This window comes from Streptomyces sp. NPDC001922 (assembly GCF_042891165.1).
Classification (GTDB): domain Bacteria; phylum Actinomycetota; class Actinomycetes; order Streptomycetales; family Streptomycetaceae; genus Streptomyces.
The window spans coordinates 52,467-70,024 of the sequence record NZ_JBIASV010000019.1 but is presented as its reverse complement, the minus strand read 5'-3'; the positions used below and the strand labels follow the sequence as shown (position 1 = coordinate 70,024).

Annotated in this window: 16 protein-coding genes; 14 read left to right on the top strand and 2 right to left on the bottom strand. The window is 74.2% G+C overall.

The genetic code is table 11. The features are described 5' to 3' along the window. The first annotated feature begins 99 nt into the window (after positions 1-99). From ACFYYR_RS29740 to ACFYYR_RS29710, 7 genes are all read left to right on the top strand, one after another. On the top strand, positions 100-1,656 hold the full coding sequence (locus tag ACFYYR_RS29740) for a phytoene desaturase family protein (RefSeq protein ID WP_388860338.1): 1,557 nt from the start codon (positions 100-102) through the stop codon (positions 1,654-1,656). A gap of 120 nt (positions 1,657-1,776) precedes the next feature. Continuing rightward, a complete protein-coding gene (locus tag ACFYYR_RS29735; RefSeq protein ID WP_388860335.1) occupies positions 1,777-2,880 on the top strand; it encodes a nitronate monooxygenase in 1,104 nt (367 codons plus the stop codon). A gap of 161 nt (positions 2,881-3,041) precedes the next feature. Next, a complete protein-coding gene (locus ACFYYR_RS29730; RefSeq protein WP_388860332.1) occupies positions 3,042-4,592 on the top strand; it encodes an acyl-CoA synthetase in 1,551 nt (516 codons plus the stop codon). Between the two features lie 110 nt (positions 4,593-4,702). Then, positions 4,703-4,852, top strand: a complete 150-nt coding sequence (locus tag ACFYYR_RS29725; RefSeq protein WP_388860329.1) for a hypothetical protein — start codon at positions 4,703-4,705, stop codon at positions 4,850-4,852. Positions 4,853-5,273: 421 nt separating this feature from the next. Continuing rightward, the gene (locus tag ACFYYR_RS29720) at positions 5,274-6,776 is read left to right on the top strand and encodes an acyl-CoA synthetase (RefSeq protein WP_388860326.1); all 1,503 of its coding nucleotides are present in this window, start codon (positions 5,274-5,276) and stop codon (positions 6,774-6,776) included. 169 nt (positions 6,777-6,945) lie between these two features. After that, positions 6,946-7,620: a VOC family protein gene (locus ACFYYR_RS29715; protein ID WP_388860323.1), complete on the top strand. Its 675-nt coding sequence runs from the start codon at positions 6,946-6,948 to the stop codon at positions 7,618-7,620. 194 nt (positions 7,621-7,814) lie between these two features. Further along, positions 7,815-8,357: a type 1 glutamine amidotransferase domain-containing protein gene (locus tag ACFYYR_RS29710; RefSeq protein WP_388860468.1), complete on the top strand. Its 543-nt coding sequence runs from the start codon at positions 7,815-7,817 to the stop codon at positions 8,355-8,357. A 30-nt stretch (positions 8,358-8,387) separates the two neighbouring features. On the opposite strand, the gene ACFYYR_RS29705 is transcribed toward ACFYYR_RS29710, so the two are convergent. Then, positions 8,388-10,013, bottom strand: coding sequence for an acyl-CoA synthetase (locus ACFYYR_RS29705; RefSeq protein ID WP_388860320.1), 1,626 nt, complete (start codon positions 10,011-10,013; stop codon positions 8,388-8,390). Positions 10,014-10,329: 316 nt separating this feature from the next. Here ACFYYR_RS29705 and ACFYYR_RS29700 point away from each other — a divergent pair, with 316 nt between their 5' ends. The 5 genes from ACFYYR_RS29700 (at position 10,330) to ACFYYR_RS29680 (ending at position 14,687) form a co-directional block, all read left to right on the top strand. Continuing rightward, positions 10,330-11,133, top strand: coding sequence for a crotonase/enoyl-CoA hydratase family protein (locus ACFYYR_RS29700; RefSeq protein ID WP_388860317.1), 804 nt, complete (start codon positions 10,330-10,332; stop codon positions 11,131-11,133). A 41-nt stretch (positions 11,134-11,174) separates the two neighbouring features. Beyond that, positions 11,175-12,149 (top strand): OB-fold domain-containing protein, encoded by a 975-nt coding sequence (locus ACFYYR_RS29695; protein WP_388860314.1) that lies wholly within the window; start codon positions 11,175-11,177, stop codon positions 12,147-12,149. Then, the gene (locus tag ACFYYR_RS29690) at positions 12,146-13,210 is read left to right on the top strand and encodes a thiolase domain-containing protein (protein ID WP_388860311.1); all 1,065 of its coding nucleotides are present in this window, start codon (positions 12,146-12,148) and stop codon (positions 13,208-13,210) included. The genes ACFYYR_RS29695 and ACFYYR_RS29690 overlap by 4 nt, the downstream gene beginning before the upstream one ends. Next, positions 13,207-14,373 (top strand): thiolase domain-containing protein, encoded by a 1,167-nt coding sequence (locus ACFYYR_RS29685; protein ID WP_388860307.1) that lies wholly within the window; start codon positions 13,207-13,209, stop codon positions 14,371-14,373. The genes ACFYYR_RS29690 and ACFYYR_RS29685 overlap by 4 nt, the downstream gene beginning before the upstream one ends. 74 nt (positions 14,374-14,447) lie before the next feature. Beyond that, complete coding sequence (locus tag ACFYYR_RS29680) at positions 14,448-14,687, top strand: DUF397 domain-containing protein (protein WP_351506911.1); 240 nt, start codon at positions 14,448-14,450, stop codon at positions 14,685-14,687. 333 nt (positions 14,688-15,020) lie between these two features. Here ACFYYR_RS29680 and ACFYYR_RS29675 read toward each other — a convergent pair whose 3' ends face one another. Continuing rightward, positions 15,021-15,335, bottom strand: coding sequence for a hypothetical protein (locus ACFYYR_RS29675; RefSeq protein ID WP_388860304.1), 315 nt, complete (start codon positions 15,333-15,335; stop codon positions 15,021-15,023). A 177-nt stretch (positions 15,336-15,512) separates the two neighbouring features. On the opposite strand from ACFYYR_RS29675, the gene ACFYYR_RS29670 reads away from it, so the two are divergent. Beyond that, complete coding sequence (locus ACFYYR_RS29670; RefSeq protein ID WP_388860465.1) at positions 15,513-16,748, top strand: sensor histidine kinase; 1,236 nt, start codon at positions 15,513-15,515, stop codon at positions 16,746-16,748. Beyond that, positions 16,745-17,482, top strand: coding sequence for a response regulator (locus tag ACFYYR_RS29665; RefSeq protein WP_388860301.1), 738 nt, complete (start codon positions 16,745-16,747; stop codon positions 17,480-17,482). Before ACFYYR_RS29670 ends, ACFYYR_RS29665 begins: the two co-directional genes overlap by 4 nt. Positions 17,483-17,558: the final 76 nt, after the last annotated feature.

Sequence of the window (17,558 nt, the reverse complement as noted above, 5' to 3'; positions counted from 1 at the left end):
ACACTCTGCTCCGCCCCCACCCGGAACGCCCCGCTCCGCCCGACGGCGCCGGCCCCGCGCGCTCTGGCCGGGTACGGCGACGGCGTGGTACGCAGAGACATGGCTGCCAAGGACGCGTACGACGCAGTGATCATCGGCGGAGGCCACAACGGTCTCGTCGCCGCCGCCTATCTGGCCCGGGCCGGCCGCAGCGTGCTCGTGCTGGAGCGCCTGGACCGCACCGGCGGCGCCGCCGTCTCCACCCGCCCCTTCCCGGGGGTCGACGCCCGGCTCTCCCGATACTCGTACCTGGTCAGCCTGTTGCCGCAGAAGATCGTCCGGGAGCTGGGGCTGCGCTTCCGGGTCCGCAGGCGCAGCGTGTCGTCCTACACCCCTGCCGAGCGGGGCGGGCGTGCCACCGGCCTGCTGGTGCACAGCGGCGACCGGGAGCGCACCCGGGCCGCCTTCGCCCGGCTCACCGGCTCCGACCGGGAGTTCGCGGCCTGGGAGGACTTCTACGGCCGGACGGCGCGGCTCGCCGAGCGGGTCTTCCCCACCCTGACGGAGCCGCTGCCGGCCCGCGAGGCGCTGCGGGAGCGGATCGCGGACGAGCAGACCTGGCAGGCCCTGTTCGAGCAGCCGCTCGGCCGGGTGGTCGAGGAGACGTTCCGGGACGACCTGGTGCGCGGTGTCGTCCTCACCGACGCGCTGATCGGCACCTTCGTCGACGCGCACGACGCGTCCCTGCGGCAGAACCGCTGCTTCCTCTACCACGTCATCGGCGGCGGCACCGGCGACTGGGACGTCCCCGTAGGCGGCATGGGCGCCCTCACCGACGCGCTGGCCGACGCCGCCCGCGCCGCCGGAGCCGAGATCGTCACCGGACACGAGGCGACCGGCATCGCCACCGACGGCACCCGTGCGGAGGTGACGTACCGCGGGCCCGAGCGGGAGGGCACCGTGGCCGCGGCGCAGGTCCTGGTCAACGCGTCCCCGCGGACCCTGGCCGAGCTGCTCGGCGACGAACCCCCGGCCCCCCGCGCCGAGGGCGCGCAGCTGAAGGTGAACATGCTGCTGCGCCGGCTGCCCCGGCTGCGCGACCGGGACGTCGACCCCCGTGAGGCGTTCGCCGGCACCTTCCACATCGCCGAGGGGTACGAGCAGTTGGCGACGGCCTACCGGCAGGCCGCGGCCGGGGAGCCGCCGGCCGCCCCGCCGTCGGAGATCTACTGCCACTCCCTGACCGACCCCTCCATCCTGGGGCCGGAGCTGGCCGGCCGCGGCTACCAGACGCTCACCCTGTTCGGACTGCACACCCCGGCGGGCCTGTTCGAGCGGGACCACGACGCGGTGCGCGAGGACCTTCTGAAGTCCACCCTCGCCCAGCTCGACGCCTGCCTCGACGAGCCGGTCGCCGACTGCCTGGCCACCGATGCCGAGGGCCGGCCCTGTATCGAGGCGAAGACCCCGCTCGACCTGGAACGGGACCTCGGCCTGCCCCGCGGGAACATCTTCCACCGCGACCTCGCCTTCCCCTACGCCACCGGGGAGACCGGCCGGTGGGGCGTGGAGACCGGGCACGCCAATGTGCTGCTCTGCGGCGCGGGAGCGGTGCGCGGCGGCGGGGTCAGCGGGATCCCGGGGCACAACGCCGCCATGGCGGCGCTGGGGGAGTGACCCCGCCGGAACGCAGCCGGAGGGGTGCCCTCCGGCGGATCCGCCGCACCCGGCAAGAAAACTGACACTGCATCAGAAAATCTCTTCCCTCGGCCGTCGCCCTGCGGCATCCTGCGCCCCATGGAGACGGAGCTGAGCAAGAGACTGGGCGTGGAGCACGCCATCTTCGGCTTCACGCCGTTCCCCGCGGTGGCCGCCGCGATCACCCGCGCGGGAGGCCTCGGGGTGCTCGGCGTGGTCCGGTACGGCGCCCCGGACGAGCTCGCCCGCGACCTGGACTGGATGCAGAAGCACACCGACGGCAAGCCCTACGGCATCGACGTGGTCATGCCCGCCCGCGCGGTGGACGGCGTCACCGAGGCCGACATCGAGGACATGATCCCGGACACCCACCGCCGGTTCGTCCGGGACACCCTCGCCCAGCACGGCGTCCCCGAACTCCCCGAGGGCGAGGCGTCCGGCTGGCGGATCACCGGCTGGATGGAACACGTGGCCCGCTCCCAGCTGGACGTCGCCCTGGACTACCCGGTCCGGCTGCTCGCCAACGCCCTCGGCTCCCCGCCGCCCGACATCGTCCGCCGGGCGCACCAGCACGGGATTCTCGTGGCCGCGCTGGCGGGCAGCGCCCGGCACGCCGAACGCCACGCGGAAGCCGGCATCGACGTCGTCGTCGCCCAGGGGTACGAAGCGGGCGGCCACACCGGGGAGATCGCCTCGATGGTGCTCACCCCCGAGGTCGTCAAGGCGGTCGACCCGCTGCCCGTGCTCGCCGCCGGGGGCATCGGCACCGGCGAACAGATCGCCGCCGGACTGGCCCTCGGCGCCCAGGGGGTGTGGCTGGGCTCGATCTGGCTGACCACCCGGGAGGCCCGGCTCCGCTCCCGCGCCCTGACGCGCAAGCTGCTGGCCGCCGGATCCGGCGACACCGTCCGCTCCCGGGCGCTCACCGGGAAACCGGCCCGCCAGCTGCGCACCGAGTGGACCGACGCCTGGGACGACCCCACCGGCCCCGGGGCGCTCCCGATGCCGCTCCAGGGGCTGCTGGTCGCCGAGGCGGTCTCCCGTATCCAGCGGTACGAGGTCGAGTCGCTGCTCGGCACGCCCGTCGGCCAGATCGTCGGCCAGATGACCTCCGAGCGCCGGGTCCAGGCCGTCTTCGACGACCTCACCCGCGGATTCGAGCGTGCCGTCGACCGCGTCCAGCGCATCGCCGGACGCGCCTGACGCGCCGTCCGGCCCCGATCCCGGCAGGTATCCGTCCCGACCCGCGCCCTTTCCCCGGTGCGCAGCCCCGCCCGACGCGCACCCTCCCCACCGGCACGAGGCCCCCGGTACGAGACCTCGGCCCCGACGCAAGGCCCCGACCCGACGCGAGGAGGAGCACCATGACCCCGGCACCCCAGGGCTTCTGGGCCCAGGCCACCGCGGATCCGGACCGTACGGTCCTGGCCGCACCGGACGGCGCGGAGTGGACCGCGGCGGAGCTGCACGCGGCGGCGAACCGGCTGGTGCACGGGCTCCGCACGGCGGGGCTGCGCCGGGGTGACGCCTTCGCCGCCGTACTCCCCAACGGAGCCGAGCTGCTGACGGCTTTCCTCGCCGCCACCCAGGCCGGGCTGTACCTCGTTCCCGTCAACCACCACCTCGTCGGCCCGGAGATCGCCTGGATCGTCGCCGACTCCGGGGCCAAGGTCCTGATCGCCCACGAGCGGTTCGGGGAGCAGTCCTCGCGCGCCGCCGACGAGGCGGGACTGCCGGCCGGACAGCGCTACGCGGTCGGCACCGTCGACGGCTTCCGGCCGTACCGGGACCTCCTCGACGGGCAGTCGCCCGAGCCGCCCGCGGACCGCACCCTCGGCTGGGTCATGAACTACACCTCCGGCACCACCGGCCGCCCCCGCGGCATCCGCCGGCCCCTCCCGGGCCGGCCCCCCGAGGAGGCGTACCTCGGCGGATTCCTCGGCATCTTCGGCATCGAGCCCTTCGGCGACCACGTCCACCTGGTGTGCTCGCCGCTCTACCACACCGCCGTCCTGCAGTTCGCGGGCGCGTCGCTGCATCTCGGCCACCGGCTGGTGGTCATGGACGGCTGGCGGCCGGAGGAGATGCTGCGGCTCATCGACCGTCACCGGTGCACCCACACCCATATGGTGCCCACCCAGTTCCACCGGCTCCTCGCCCTGCCCGAGGAGGTCCGGAACGCCTACGACGTCTCCTCGATGCGGCACGCCATCCACGGGGCCGCGCCCTGCCCCGACCACGTCAAGCGGGCAATGATCGACTGGTGGGGGACCTGCGTCGAGGAGTACTACGCGGCGAGCGAGGGCGGCGGGGCCTTCGCCACCGCCGAGGACTGGCTCAAGAAGCCGGGCACCGTCGGCCGCGCCTGGCCCATCAGCGAGCTGGCGGTCTTCGACGACGACGGGAACCGGCTGGCGGCGGGGCAACTGGGCACCGTCTACATGCGGATGACCACCGGCGGCTTCAGCTACCACCGCGACGAGCAGAAGACGCGGAAGAACCGCATCGGCGATTTCTTCACCGTCGGCGACCTCGGCTACCTCGACGAGGACGGCTACCTCTACCTCCGCGACCGCAAGATCGACATGATCATCTCGGGCGGGGTCAACATCTACCCCGCGGAGATCGAGGCAGCCCTCCTCTCCCACCCGGCCGTCGCGGACGCCGCCGTCTTCGGCATCCCGCACGACGACTGGGGCGAGGAGGTCAAGGCGGTCGTCGAACCCGCGGACGGCCACCAGCCGGGGGAGGAGCTGGCCGCCTCCCTCCTCGCCCACTGCGAGGAGCGCCTCGCCCGCTACAAGCGCCCCCGCTCCGTGGACTTCGTCACCACGATGCCCCGCGACCCCAACGGCAAGCTGTACAAGCGGCGGCTGCGCGAGCCGTACTGGGAGGGGCGGGAACGGGCCGTCTGAGGGGCCGGTCCCCGCGCCTCGGAGTATCTCCGGCACCGTGGTCGAGGGCCCGGCCCGGTGCCGGAGCCGGGTACGCCCGAGGGCCGCATCTCCCGGCCTAAGGTGTGTCCATGATCAATGCAGCGGGTTCCCTCGCCCGGATCGTCGAACGGATACCGCCGCCCGTCGAAGCGGTCAACGGCCGCGGCGACTGGGACGACACGGAGCAGGCGCTGGGCACCCGGCTGCCGGACGACTACCAACAGCTGGTGGAGACGTGAATACAACGGCAGCCGACAGGACCATTTCATCGTCACCGGAACCGGCTGGCAGCTGACCTACGAGACGGCCTACACGCACCAACTCCGCGTCGCCTTCCCGCCCAGCGACAGCGAAGCGGCCCGGCACGCCGTCCTCACCGCCGTCGACCGCATGGGGTGCGCCGTACAGTCCGTCGGCACCGTCCACGGCACCTCGTCCTGGAACCCCGGCCCGGACCCCTCGGACCTGCTCTGACGCGGACCGGCCGGCTGCGGAGCCGGCCGGTGGACGACGGGGACCGAGCCCGCCCGATGGCTGAACCGTCCTGTGCCGCCCACCCGGTGTCCGTGCAGTGCCCTGACGGACACCGGACTCGCCGAACCTGCTCCCGACCCCGCCCGGTGCCTTGACCTCATACGGCGCGCGCCACAGGATCACGGAATGACCGGTGTACGCAGCAGCACAGTCGACGGCGTCCTGCGGCGCAGCGCCCGGCGCGTGCCGGACCGTACCGCCCTGCGGTACGGCGCCCGTTCCTGGACCTACCGCGAGCTGGACGAGGCGGTCTCGGCGGCGGCCGGCGTCCTGCGCGGGCACGGGCTCCGGACCGGCGACCGGGTCGCGTCCTACGGGCACAACTCCGACGCCTACCTGATCGGTTTTCTGGCCTGCGCCCGTGCCGGGCTGGTGCACGTACCGGTCAACCATCACCTCACCGGCGAGGATCTGCGGTACATCCTGCAGCAGTCGGGCAGTTCCCTGGTGCTGGCCGACCCCGGCACGGCCCCCGCCGTCCCCGACGGCTTCGCCGTGCTGCCGCTGCGCGACGCCGACGACTCCCTGCTCGCCCGGCTCCGCACGGCGCGGCCGTACCTCGCGGATCCGCCACCGGACACCGAGGACCTCGCCCAACTGCTCTACACCTCGGGCACCACGGCGCTGCCCAAGGGAGCGATGATGACGCACCGCGCCCTGGTCCACGCCTACGTCAGCGCGATCACCGCGCTCGATCTGCGCGAGACGGACCGGCCGGTGCACGCTCTGCCGCTCTACCACTCCGCGCAGATGCACGTGTTCCTGATGCCGTATCTGGCGGTCGGCGCGGAGAACACCGTCGTCGACGGACCGGATCCCGCCACGCTCCTCGGCCTGGTGGCGGCGGGTCGGGCGGACAGCCTGTTCGCGCCGCCCACCGTCTGGATCGCGCTCTCCGGGCACCCGGACTTCGCGGACCGCGAACTGTCGGCACTGCGCAAGGCGTACTACGGGGCGTCGATCATGCCCGTGCCGGTGCTGGAGCGGCTGCGCGACCGCCTCCCCGGGCTCGCCTTCTACAACTGCTTCGGGCAGAGCGAGATCGGTCCGCTCGCCACGGTGCTGCGGCCGGAGGAGCACGACGGCCGGATGGATTCCTGCGGCCGTCCGGTCCTGTTCGTGGAGGCCCGGGTGGTGGACGCGGCGGGGGACGACGCTCCCGACGGCACACCCGGTGAGGTCGTCTACCGCTCCCCGCAGCTCTGCGAGGGCTACTGGGAGAAGCCGGAGGAGACGGCCGAGGCCTTCCGGGACGGCTGGTTCCGCTCCGGCGACCTGGCCGTCCGGGACGCGGAGGGCTATCTGACCGTCGTCGACCGGGTGAAGGACGTGATCAACTCCGGGGGAGTGCTGGTCGCTTCGCGCCAGGTCGAGGACGTGCTGTACCAGCATCCGCAGGTCGCCGAGGTGGCGGTGATCGGACTCCCCGACGACCGCTGGATCGAGTGCGTCACGGCAGTGGTCGTCCCGCGCGGTGACATCGAGCCGCAGCGGCTCGTCGACCACGCCCGGGAGCGGCTCGCCCACTTCAAGGCGCCGAAACGGGTCTTCCTCGTGGACGAACTGCCCCGGAACGCCAGCGGCAAGATCCTCAAGCGCGAGCTGCGGGACCGGTTCGCCGCCGGCTGAACGACGCGGGCCGACGGGCGATACCGCCGTCGGCCTGCGGATTCCCGGCCTCGGGTGATCACCGGCCGGATTGCGGCGTCACCCGGCGGTGGGCCTTCCGGTTCGTGGGCAGAAGCGGCTTAATGGTTGAAGGGCCAATCAACCGCTGAGTCGCCAGGAGGACCAGGACATGCCTCAGCCCGAGGGAGCCGCGCTGGAACGGGTGCGCGCGCACCGTGAGGAACTGCGGGCCCGGTACCTCCACGGCCGCCGGAACCGGCCGGCCGCCACAGCGCGCGGCATCCACCACATCGCCTTCATCTGCCGGGACGTCGAGGAGACGATCCGCTTCCACCAGGAGTTCCTCGGCTTCCCCCTGGTCGAGATCGTGGAGAACCGCGACTACCGCGGCTCCACGCACTTCTTCTTCGACATCGGCCACGGCAATCTGCTCGGGTTCTTCGACTTCCCCGGGCACGACCACCCGCCGTTCACCGAGACCGTCGGCGGCGTCCAGCACCTCGCGCTCTCGGTCAGCGACGCCCAGTACACGGCGGCGCGGGAAGCGCTCGACGCCGCCGGCATCGAGTATCTCGGCCCGGACCGGGGCGTCGAGGACAGCCTCTACCTGCACGACCCGAACGGGGTGCCGATCGAGCTCTACCGGGAGCGGCTCGGCGTGTTCGAGGGTTCCACGCTGATCGACGACACCGACGACACCGACGACACCGACGACACCGACGACACCGACGACACCGACGACGCCGACGACGCCGACGACGCCGACGACGCCGACGGGGCCGGTGCGGCTGATGCGGACGGCCCGGACCGGACGGGCGGGGGCGCGGGCCCGGACCGGGGGTGATCCGGCGGGGACAGCGGGTGAGGCATCGGGCGTCCGGGTGCGGGCCCATGGCCGGCCGCGGCCGTGTCGCCGCTCACCGCGCGGGTTGTTTCATCCGGGTATGCCCGGGAAGTCGAGGGGGCGTGCGGCGACCGAGCCGAGCAGCCCGGCGCAGCACGACAAGCAGCGCGACAACCCGAGAGGACGTGACGAACGTGAAGGTCGCCTTCCTCGTGGCCCCCGAAGGCGTCGAGCAGGTCGAGCTGACCGAACCGTGGCAGGCCGTGACCGACGCGGGGGGCACCCCCGAACTCGTCTCCACCAGGACCGGCAGGATCCAGGCCTTCGACCACCTCGACAAGGCGGACACCTTCCCGGTCGACCGGACGGTCCCCGAGGTCACGGTCGCCGAGTACGACGGCCTGGTGCTCCCCGGCGGGGTCGCCAACCCCGACTTCCTGAGACTCGATCCGCAGGCCGTGGCGTTCGTGAAGGGCTTCTTCGACGGCCGCAAGCCGGTCGCGGCGATCTGTCACGCGCCGTGGGTCCTGGTCGAGGCCGATGTGGTGCGCGGGCGCACCCTCACCTCCTGGCCGAGCGTCCGGACCGACATCCGCAACGCCGGCGGCACCTGGGTCGACGAGGAGGCGCGGGTCTGCACCGACGGCCCGAACACGCTGGTCACCAGTCGGCGGCCGAGGGACCTGAAGGCCTTCGTGCGGGCCTTCACGGCGGAGTTCTCCAAGGTCGCGAGCTGAACCGGCCGGGCCCCTTCCCCGGCTGTCCGTTCAGCCGGCCCCGCCCGCCGCCACGGCGCGCGCCCACCGGTAGTCCGCCTTTCCGCTGGGTGACCGCTGTATCCGCGCCGTGACGACCAGGCCGCGCGGGATCTTGTACCCGGCCAGCCGGGTGCGGCAGTGCTGCTGGATCTCCTCCAGCGTCGGCTCCGCGGCCCCGTCCCGGAGTTCGACCACGGCCGCCACCCGGTGCCCCCACCGGGGGTCCGGTACGCCCGTGACCAGCGCGTCGTACACATCGGGGTGCGCCTTCAAGGCCTGCTCGACCTCTTCCGGATAGACCTTCTCGCCCCCGGTGTTGATGCACTGCGAGCCGCGGCCGAGGACCGTCAGCACCCCGTCCTCGTCCAGGGTCGCCATGTCCCCGAGCAGGACCCAGCGCGCCCCGTCCGCCTCGAAGAACGTCTCGGCCGTCTTCCGCGGGTCGTTGTGGTAGCCGAGCGGGACATGGCCGCGTTGGGCGATCCGTCCCGGCTCGCCCGGCGGCACCCGCTCGTGGGTGGCCGGGTCCACCACGGTGGTCGTCGGGCCGACCCGTAACCGGAAGCCCCTCTCCGGCCCCGCGTCCTCGGTGGCGGTGCCGTTGAAACCCGACTCCGACGAACCGAAGTTGTTGAGCAGCAGCGTGTGCGGCACCAGCTCCCGGAACCGGGCCCGCACCGTCTCGGACAGGATCGCGCCGGAGCTGCTGACGCTCAGCAGCGACGCGCAGTCGGTCCCCTTCAGCGGCCCGGACAGCGCGTCGACCAGCGGCCGCAGCATCGCGTCACCGACCAGGGAGACACTGGTGACGCGCTCCCGCTCCACCGTGCGCAGCACCTCCTCGGGTACGAACTTCCGGTGCAGCACCACCTTCTGGCCGAAGTGGAACGCGATGAAGGCCGTGAGGGTGGACGTGCCGTGCATCAGCGGCGCGGTCGGGAAGAACACCAGCCCCGCACCGCCCGCCGCGACCCGCTCGGCCAGCTCCTCCGGCCGGGACACCGGCTCGCCGGTCGGCGCGCCGCCGCCCATGCCGGCGAAGAAGAGGTCCTCCTGACGCCACAGCACGCCCTTGGGCATGCCGGTGGTGCCGCCGGTGTAGATGATGAACCGGTCGTCCCCGGACCGCGGCCCGAAGCCCCGCTCCGGATTCCCGGACGCCACGGCCTCGGCGAACGGCACCGGCGGACCGCCCGGCCAGTCGGCCTCCTCGGCGCTCCCGCCGACCCGGATCCGGTGGCGCAGCGACGGCGTCCGCGGCAGTGCGGCCACCACCCGCGCACCGAACTCCCCGTCGAAGACGAGGGCCGCCAGACCGGCATCCCGGTAGAGGTAGACCAACTCCTCCTCGACGTACCGGTAGTTGACGTTCACCGGCACCGCGCGGATCTTCAGGCAGGCCAGCAGCGTCTGGACGTAGGCCACGCCGTTGTACAGGTGCAGGCCGACATGGTCGCCGGGGCCGATCCCCCGGTCCAGGAGATGGTGGCCGAGCCGGTTGGCGGCGGCGTCCAGCTCGGCGTAGGTCAGGCGCCGCTCCGCGCCGGTGCCGGGGTGGTCCACGTACACCAGCGCCTCGCGGTCCGGGACGGCGTCCACGACCGACTCGAACAGGTCGGCAAGGTTGTACTCCACATCTCCTCCTCGCCCCGGCGGCGACGTTCGGGCCCGCGGCCCGGCGGTCATTAGAGCGCCCGGCGCCGGAGGGGGGAAGGGCACCGGCCAAGAAATCTGACTGTTAGTCAGAAAACTCTTGAACTGGCTCTCCGCTTCCTGCACCCTGTTCCGGTGCCGCGCCGGCGCGGCGGGGCGGACGGTCCCCGCCGGTGCCGGACACCACCCGCGGACCCGGTCCGCAGCGCTGCGCCGGCCCGCCGCACCACGTCCGGCGAGCGACCGGCCGGCGCGCCCCGACCCCGGCCCGGCCACGGGCCGACGACAGGAGGAAGCCGTGGGCGTGAAGACGGAACACCTCACCGAGCGGCGCGAAGGCGCCACCCTGGTGCTCACCCTGAACCGGCCGGAGGCCCGGAACGCCCTGTCGCTCCCCATGCTGGTCGGCCTGTACGACGGCTGGCTGGCCGCGGACGCGGACGACGCCATCCGGTCCGTGGTGCTGACCGGCGCGGGCGGAGCATTCTGCTCCGGCATGGACCTCAAGTCCCTGGCGGGCGACGGCTCCGGCGGGGAGCAGTACCGGGACCGGATGAAGGCCGATCCCGATCTCCACTGGAAGGCCCTGCTCCGGCACCACCGCCCCCGCAAACCGGTCATCGCCGCGGTGGAGGGCCCCTGCGTCGCCGGCGGCACCGAGATCCTCCAGGGCACCGACATCCGGATCGCGGGCGAGAGCGCCACCTTCGGCCTGTTCGAGGTCCGGCGCGGGCTCTTCCCGATCGGCGGCTCCACGGTCCGCCTGCCGCGGCAGATCCCCCGCACCCACGCCCTGGAGATGCTGCTCACCGGCCGCCCGTACAGCGCCGCCGAGGCCGAGCGGATCGGCCTGATCGGCCATGTCGTCCCGGACGGCACCGCGCTGGAACGGGCCCTGGAGACCGCCGAACTGATCAACGCCAACGGCCCGCTCGCCGTGGAGGCCGTCAAGGCGTCCGTCCACGAGGCCGCGGAGCTCGGCGAGACCGAGGCCCTGCGGCGCGAATTCGAGCTCGGCTGGCCCGTCTTCGGCACCGCCGACGCGAAGGAGGGCTCCCGGGCCTTCGCCGAGAAGCGGCCCCCCGTCTTCCGGCGTGCCTGACGACCGGCCCACCGGCACCGGCCCCTGGAAGGAGCCACGCCATGCCGTCCACCCCCGGCCCCGAGGTGCTGAGCGCCCCGCTGGTCCTCGAGTTCCCCTTCACCCGCTCCCTCGGCCCCGTCCGCGGCGCGTTCCTCACCGGCCTCCGCGAGCGCACCGTCCTCGGGGCGCGCACGGCGGACGGCCGGGTTCTCGTCCCGCCGGCCGAGTACGACCCCGTCACCGCCGCCGAGCTGCGCGAACTCGTCGAGGTCGGCACCACCGGAACCGTCACCACCTGGGCCTGGAACCCGCAGCCGCGCCGCGCCGGCCCCCTCGACCGGCCCTTCGCCTGGGTGCTCGTCCGGCTCGACGGCGCCGACACCGCGCTGCTGCACGCCCTCGACGTCCCGGGGCCGGAGCACGTCCGCACCGGACTGCGGGTCCGTATCCGCTGGGCCGCGGAGCGCACCGGCGCCATCACCGACATCGCCTGCTTCGAACCCGCCCCGGACACCGCCGGAACCGACCCGGAAGCGGCCGAACCCGCCCCGCACGACGGTGTGTTCGACGACCCGGTCACCGGCATCGTCGCCCCCGCCCGGCTCGACTACACCTACGCGCCCGGCCGCGCGCAGAGCCGCCATCTGGCCGCGCTCGCCGGCCGGCGCATCGTCGGGGAGCGGTGCCCGGCCTGCCGGAAGGTCTACGTCCCGCCCCGCGGAGCCTGCCCCACCTGCGGCGTCGCCACCGGCGAACAGGTCGAGGTCGGCCCCCGCGGCACCGTCACCACCTTCTGCATCGTCAACATCAAGGCGAAGAACCTCGACATCGAGGTGCCCTACGTCTACGCCCACATCGCCCTGGACGGCGCCGACCTCGCCCTCCACGGCCGCATCGGCGGCATCCCCTACGACCGGGTGCGGATGGGGCTGCGCGTCGAACCCGTCTGGACCGAGGGCAGCCGGCACCCCGACCACTACCGCCCCACCGGCGAACCCGACGCCGCCTACGAGACCTACCGGGAGCTGCTGTGACGCGGGACGTGGCCATCGTCGCCTTCGCCCAGACCGACCACCGGCGCAGCACCGCCGACGTCTCCGAGGTGGAGATGCTGATCCCCGTCCTGGAGGACGTCCTGCGCCAGGTGGACCTGCGCACCGGGGAGATCGACTTCACCTGCTCCGGCTCCAGCGACTACCTCGCCGGGCGGGCCTTCTCGTTCACCATGGCCCTCGACGGGGTCGGCGCCTGGCCGCCGATCTCCGAGTCGCACGTCGAGACGGACGGCGCCTGGGCCCTGTACGAGGCCTGGGTCCGGCTGCTCACCGGCGAGGCGGACACCGCACTCGTCTACGCCTGGGGGAAGTCCTCCCCGGGCGAGCTCCGGGACGTGCTCACCCGTCAGCTCGACCCCTACTACGTGGCACCGCTCTGGCCGGACGCCGTCTCCCTGGCCGCCCTCCAGGCCCAGGCGCTGATCGACGCCGGCGACACCGACGAGCGGGCCCTCGCCGGTATCGCCGCCCGCAGCCGCACCGCGGCCCGGGGCAACCCGCACGCCCAGGTCACCGGTTCGGCGCCGCCGGAGGGACTGCTCACCGAGGAGTACCTGGTGCGGCCGCTGCGCCGGCACGACGTGCCCCCGGTGAGCGACGGCGCGGCCGCCGTCGTCCTCGCCGCCGGAGCCACCGCGCGCCGGCTGTGCCCCCGCCCCGCCTGGATCCGCGGCATGGACCACCGCATCGAGGCCCACAGCCTCGGGGTCCGCGACCTGACCGACTCGCCCTCCGCCCGGCTCGCCGCCGAGCGGGCCGGAGCCTTCGAACGGCCCGTCGACACCGCCGAGATCCACGCCCCCTTCACCTCCCAGGAGGTCGTGCTCCGCAAGGCCCTGCGGCTGGACGACACGGTGACCGTGAACCCCTCCGGCGGCGCGCTCGCCGCCCACCCGGTGATGGCCGCCGGCCTGATCCGCCTCGGCGAGGCCGCCGCCCGCATCCACCGCGGGGCGTCCGACCGCGCCCTGGCCCACGCCACCTCCGGCCCCTGCCTCCAGCAGAACCTGGTCGCCGTCCTCGAAGGAGCCGAGCGATGACCCGAGAACCCGTGGCCGTCGTCGGCATCGGCCAGACGAAACACGTCGCGGCCCGGCACGACGTGTCGCTGGCCGGACTGGTCCGGGAGGCCGCCGTCCGCGCCCTCGCCGACGCCGGGCTGGACTGGGCCGACATCGACGCCGTCGTCATCGGCAAGGCCCCCGACTTCTTCGAGGGCGTCATGATGCCGGAGCTGTTCCTCGCCGACGCCCTCGGCGCCGTGGGCAAGCCGATGCTCCGGGTGCACACCGCGGGCTCCGTGGGCGGCTCCACGGCACTCGTGGCCGGCGGGCTCGTCGCCGCCCGCGTCCACCGGACCGTCCTGACCCTCGCCTTCGAGAAGCAGTCCGAATCCAACGCCATGTGGGGACTGTCGCTCCCGATCCCCTTCCAGCAGCCGCTGCTGGCGGGGGCGGGCGGCTTCTTCGCCCCGCACGTGCGGGCGTACATGCGCCGCTCCGGCGCGCCGTCCACCGTCGGTGCGCTGGTGGCCTACAAGGACCGGCGCAACGCGCTGAAGAACCCCTACGCGCACCTCCACGAGACCGGGCTCACCCTGGAGAAGGTCCAGTCCTCCCCGATGCTCTGGGACCCCGTCCGCTACTCCGAGACCTGCCCCTCCTCGGACGGCGCCTGCGCCATGGTCCTCACCGACCGGGCCGGCGCCCGGCGCGCCCCGCACCCGCCGGCCTGGGTGCACGGCGGGGCGATGCGCAGCGAGCCCACCATGTTCGCCGGGAAGGACTTCGTCTCCCCGCAGGCCGGCAAGGACTGCGCGGCGGACGTCTACCGGCAGGCGGGCATCACCGACCCGCGCCGGGAGATCGACGCGGTCGAGATGTACGTGCCGTTCTCCTGGTACGAGCCCATGTGGCTGGAGAACCTCGGCTTCGCCGCCGAGGGGGAGGGCTGGAAGCTCACCGAGTCGGGCGCCACCGAACTCGACGGCGACCTGCCGGTCAACCCCTCGGGCGGGGTGCTCTCCACCAACCCCATCGGGGCCTCCGGAATGATCCGCTTCGCCGAGGCGGCGCTCCAGGTCCGCGGCCGGGCGGGGGAGCATCAAGTGGCGGGCGCGCGCACAGCGCTCGGACACGCGTACGGCGGCGGCTCCCAGTTCTTCGCCATGTGGCTGGTCGGCTCCGAGCCGCCCCGGTCCTGATGTGCGCACGGCCTGTGCGCCACCGGTGACGATCGCTAGGCTGACCGGGCAGACGAACCGGGAGGAGCACGGACGTGGCCGACAGCACCACACAGCAGGCGCCGGCAGGATTCAAGAAGCCTCAGCTCGACCTGAGCAACGCCGAGTGGCAGTCCAGCAGCCAGGGGACGGGTGATGTCCAGATCGCCTTCATCGAGGGCTACATCGCGATGCGGGACGGCCGCAACCCGGAGGGCCCGGCGCTGATCTTCACCCCGGCGGAGTGGCGCGCGTTCGTCCTCGGCGCCCGGGACGGCGAGTTCGACCTCACCTGAGCGTCCACGGCGGGGCCGCGGGCCGGTAACGCCCGGGGCCCCGCTTCCGCGCCGCGGCCGCCGACGAGGCGCCGCGGCGCGGCGGCCGCCCCCCCCCCCGGGGGGGGGGGCCGGCGGCGACCCCCCGGGAGGGGCCCCGCCCGGGTCCCGGGGGCGGCCCCCGCGCCCCGGCGCCCCGGCCCCCCCCGGCCCCCCCCCCCCCGCCCCGCGCGGCGACCCCCCCCGCGCCCCGCTGCCCGGCGGCCCGGGCGGGGGGCGGGCGGCCCCGCGCCCCCCCCCCCCCCCCGGCGCCGGCCCACCCGCCGGGGCGGGCGGACCGGCGCATCCCGACGGTCAGGGCCACGGCCGGAGTCCGGGGAGCGGCCCCGGCTCCGCGTCGACCGGGCCCTCCGGGACCCGGCCCGCCAGCCACGCCGTCAGATCGGCCAGCGCCCCGCGCACGGTGACCGGCCGCTCGCCCGCCCCCAGCCCGCGCACCTCGGGACCGTCGGCCGCCACCAGCGTCAGACCGCCCTCGGGCGCCCGCGGCGCGAGGAAGTCCAGCGCGTGCGCACAGAACGCACGGGACCAGCCACGCGCCGAACACGCGCGGCGCCGGGACAGGACCGTTCCCGTTCCTGAGGCCGGCCCGGAGGAGTGAGCCCGCACGCGGAAGCCGGAACCGCGCCGTGGTGAACCACCGGAAGAGGGGCGGCACGTCGACGCGGCACCCGGCAGCAGGCCGTACCGCACGGAAGCGCCGACTCCGCCCAACGGCCCCCGGTCTGGCTCTTCAGGGGGAGGTGCCGCCTCCCGGCACGGACGTACTGTTCCGGCGTGCAGACGATGATGCGACCGCTGTTCGGCGGTGCCGTGTACCGAAGTTGGCTCCATGCGTGCCTCGGGGCGGCGTTGAGCCTGCCGCCCCTGACCGCCGTCCTGGCGGCGGCCGGCCACCCCACTCCGGCAGGAGTGGCGGGCGGCTGCCTCGCCACGGTCGTGGTGATCGTGGCCATGGGCGCGCCCGCCGCCGCCCGGCGGGGGAGCGTGCGACTGGCCAACGGCCTGCTGGGAACCGGACTCCCCGCCCCGGCCGCGGCCCCGCGGTCCCGCTGGGCCGACCGGCTGCGGACCTCGGCCTGGCTGCTGCCGCACATGGCGCTCGGCGCCGCGGTGACCGCGGTGACCGGGCTGCTGCTCTTCGCGGCCGTCGCCTTCGTCACGGTCTGGCTCGGCGGCGGAGGCGCCATCGACATCCACCGCACCGAAGTCCGGGTGGCGGCGGGCCCGCAGGGCCTGTGGACCCTGGGCGTCGCCGCCGCGTGCCTGGTGGCGGCCTGCGGCGTCACCGCCGGAGGAGCGGCGCTGCTGCGGCTGCTCGCCCCGGCTCTGTTGGACCTCCGGCCCGCCGAGCGGCTGGCCGCCGCCGAGGAGCGGATGCGTCAGGAGGCCCAGCGCAACCGGCTTGCCCAGGAGTTGCACGACTCGATCGGGCACACCCTCACCGCGGCCACCATTCAGGCCGCCGTCGCCAAGGAACTCCTGGGCAGCGACCCGCAGGCCGCCCTCAGCGCCCTGAGCAGCATCGAGGAGACCTCGCGCGCCGCGATGGACGACCTCGACCACGTCCTCGGCGTCCTCCGCGCGGAACCGTCCCCCACGGCACCCCGGCGCACGCTGACCGACCTCGGAGCTCTCACCGGCACCGTCCGCCGGGCGGGCGCCGAGCTGACCGTGGAGACCACCGGCGACCTCGGCCACGTCCCCGCCACCGTGTCGCGGGAGGCGTACCGGATCATCCAGGAGGGCCTGACCAACGCGTTACGGCACGGCGGGCAGACCGGACTCACCCTGCGGGTCGCCGTCCGCGACGGCCTGCTGGAGGTGGAGCTCACCAACCCCGTCGCCACCGCGGCGAGCCGCCCCTCCGGACGGCACAGGCACGGGCTCACCGGGATCACCGAACGGGTCCGGCTGCTGCGCGGCGAGGTGACCGCAGGCCCCGCGGACGACCCGGCCCGGCCCGGCGGAGGCGGGCGCTGGCGGCTCGTCGCACGGCTGCCGCTGCGGCCCGCGCCATGAGCGGCACCCCCGCGGCCCACGCTGCCGCCGAGGAACGGCCGGTCACCGTCCTCATCGTCGACGACGAGGAACTCACCCGCACCGGGCTGCGCACCCTGCTGTCCGCCAAGCCCGACCTGGACGTCGTGGGCGAGGCGGCCGACGGCGACGAGGTGCTCCCGCTCGTCACCGAGCTGCGCCCCGACGTGGTGCTGATGGACCTCCGGATGCCGCGGGTCGACGGCATCGAGGCCACCCGCCGGCTGCACGCGGAGCTGCCCCGTCCGCCCAAGGTCGTCGTGATCACCACCTTCGAGAACGACGAGCACGTCCACGACGCCCTGCGGGCCGGCGCCAGCGGGTTCATCCGCAAGCGCGCCCCGTCGCAGCAGATCGCGCACGCCATCCGGCTGGTCGCCACCGGTGACTCCGTGCTGTTCCCCGGCGCCGTCCGGCCACCGGCCCCCGGGCGGCTCGTCCGCCGGGACCCGGCCACCGGAGGTGCCGCGACGCTCACCAACCGTGAGACCGAGATCGTCCGCCTGATGGCCCAGGGGCTGTCCAACCAGCAGATCTCCACCCGGCTGACCGTGACCGTGGAGACGGTCAAGACCCACGTGGGGAACCTGCTGGCCAAGCTCAATGCGAACAACCGTACGCATGCGGTGATCCTCGCCTACGAAGCCGGACTCGTGGGTCCGGTGACGGAGGAACACCGGCCACCGGCCGCGCCACCACCACGGCGGTCCGGCTGACGGGCCGCCGGGCTGTTCGGGCGGTCCGTTCGGACGGCCGCGGCCCCGGCGCCGCCGCTCCCCGGCGTGCGGCCCC